General features: G+C 71.0%; 2 protein-coding genes. Both read right to left on the minus strand.

The window, feature by feature from the left end:
* Positions 1-8 precede the first annotated feature (8 nt).
* Positions 9-542 carry a MarR family winged helix-turn-helix transcriptional regulator gene (locus V6M57_RS04595; RefSeq protein ID WP_332813808.1) on the minus strand — a complete coding sequence of 178 codons (534 nt, stop codon included), beginning with the start codon at positions 540-542 and terminating at the stop codon, positions 9-11.
* 44 nt (positions 543-586) lie between these two features.
* The coding region (locus V6M57_RS04600; protein ID WP_332813809.1) for an acyl-CoA dehydrogenase family protein at positions 587-2,158 on the minus strand (1,572 nt) is incomplete at its 5' end.

Raw genomic sequence — 2,158 nt, forward strand, 5'->3', positions numbered from 1 at the left:
GCTAACGGCTAACGGAGGTAGACCCGGCGCAGCAGGCTGATCAGGGTCTTCACCTCGTCGTCCGACAGCGCGTGCGTGGCTTCCCGCTCGAGCCGGGTCGCGGTGGCCTGGGCCGCGCGCTGCAGCTTCTTGCCAGTGGCCGACAGGTGCAGGCCCTGGGCGCGGCGGTCGGTGGGGTGGGGGCGGCGTTCGATCAGGCCGCGTTTGTCCAGGCTCTTGATCATGCCCACCAGGTTGGGCGGCAGGATGTCGAGCGCCGCGCAGAGCTGGCGCGAGGTCACGCCGGGGTTGTGGCCGATGAGCGAGAGCACCGAAAAATCCACCGGCCGCAGGCCATAGGGCGCCATGCGCGGCAGGAATATCGAGATCACCGTGAGCGCCGCGCGCCGAGCGTTGTAGCCCAGCAGGGTTTCGAGGTAGGCGGTGTCGAGCTCGGGCGTGGGGCTGGGGGCCACGGGCGCGGCTGGCACGGTGGCGGGAGCGCTGGTCTTGCGCGGCGCGCGGGCGCGGCGCGGGGCGGTGGGGGCGGTGATCTCGGGCATGGGGCAAGGATAGCGCGGTGGCCGATGGGTGCCGGTGACGCAGGTCAAGCGGGCGTCAGCCCGTTTTCCAGCATGCCCAGGCGCATTTCGAATTCGGGCCAGATCCATCGCCAGAAACCGGCTTGGGCCTGGCTCCAGCGCCCGGCATCGGCGCCTGCGGTGGCGCCGATGCGCGACCAGGCCCAGGCCATGAGCACCAGGGCCAGCGCGCGCAGGTAGTCGTCGGCCAGCCAGTAGGGGGTGTCGGCGGCGGCGCCTGCGGCCTGGGTGTGGGGCAGCAGGTGTTCGCCGGTGAAACGGGCCAGGCGGGCCATGGCCTGCCGGGTGCGCGCGGCGGCGGGGCTGTCGCCCAGTTCGACGGCCAGCTCGGCCAGCAGGGTCCGCAGCGCGGTGGCGCCGTCGGGCAACACCTTGCGCAGCAGCAGGTCGATCGCCTGGATCTCGTTCGTGCCTTCGTAGATCATGGCCACGCGCGCGTCGCGCACGTGCTGCTCGATGCCCCACTCGCGCACATAGCCGTGGCCGCCGAAGACCTGCAGGCAGGCGCTGGCGCCGCTGAAGGCCTGTTCGGTCCAGGCCGACTTGAGCACCGGGGTGACCAGGCTGCACCAGCGCGCCGCGGCCTCGCGCCGCGCGGCGTCGGGGTGGTGTTTCAGGGTGTCGAGTTCGAGCGCCGTGCGGTAGCCGATCACGCGCCCGGCGTCGATCCAGGCGCGCTGGGTGTCGAGGATGCGGCGCATGGCCGGGTGCAGGGCGATGACATCCGCCTGGACCGTGGCCCCCACGCTTTTCACTGCGTGTAATGCGCTGCCCCCCGAGGGGGCTTGCCCGTCTTGGGGCGGCCCGGCGACGGGCGCCGCTTTGGCGCTGTTGCCCGGCGCGCGCATCTGGCGGCGTTCCTGTGCGTAGGCGTCGGCCTTCTGCCAGGCGGCTTCGAGCAGGCCGATGCCCTGCAGGCCCACGTGCAGGCGCGCGGCGTTCATCATGACGAACATGGCGTTGAGGCCCTTGCCGGGTTCGCCCACGATCCAGGCCGCGGCTTCATCGAAACGCATCACGCAGGTGGGGCTGCCGTGCAGGCCCATCTTTTCTTCAATGCGCTCGCACACCACCGGGCTTCTGGCACCATCCTCATAGAACTTCGGCACCAGGAACAGCGACAGGCCTTTCGGGCCGGGCGGGCTGTCGGGCAGGCGCGCGAGCACCAGATGCACGATGTTGTCGCTGAGGTCGTGCTCGCCGCCGGAGATGAAGATCTTGGTGCCGCTGAGCGCGAAGCGGCCGTCCATGTCGTTCGGCAGGGGCACGGCTTTCGTGCGCACCAGGCCGAGGTCCGATCCGGCGTGCGGCTCGGTCAGGCACATGGTGGCCAGCCATTCGCCGGTGGCGACCTTTTCCAGGTAGGTCGCTTTCAGCGCGTCCGACGCGTGGTGCTTGATGCACTCGTAGGCGCCGTGCAGCAGGCCCGGCGCCATGGTCCAGCCGTGGTTGGCGGCGCTGAGCATTTCGTACAGCTGGGCTTCGAGCACGGCGGGCAGGCCCTGGCCGCCGTCTTCCACCGCGCAGGCCAGCGAAGGCCAGCCGGCCTGCCAGAAGGCCTGGTAGGCGTCGCGGAA

Source organism: Ramlibacter sp. (genome assembly GCF_036676645.1).
Classification (GTDB): domain Bacteria; phylum Pseudomonadota; class Gammaproteobacteria; order Burkholderiales; family Burkholderiaceae_C; genus Ramlibacter.

Bases quoted from the DNA above. Each gene is read 5' to 3' on its own strand.
- V6M57_RS04595 (WP_332813808.1), bottom strand. From the start codon at position 542: ATGCCCGAGATCACCGCCCCCACCGCCCCGCGCCGCGCCCGCGCGCCG.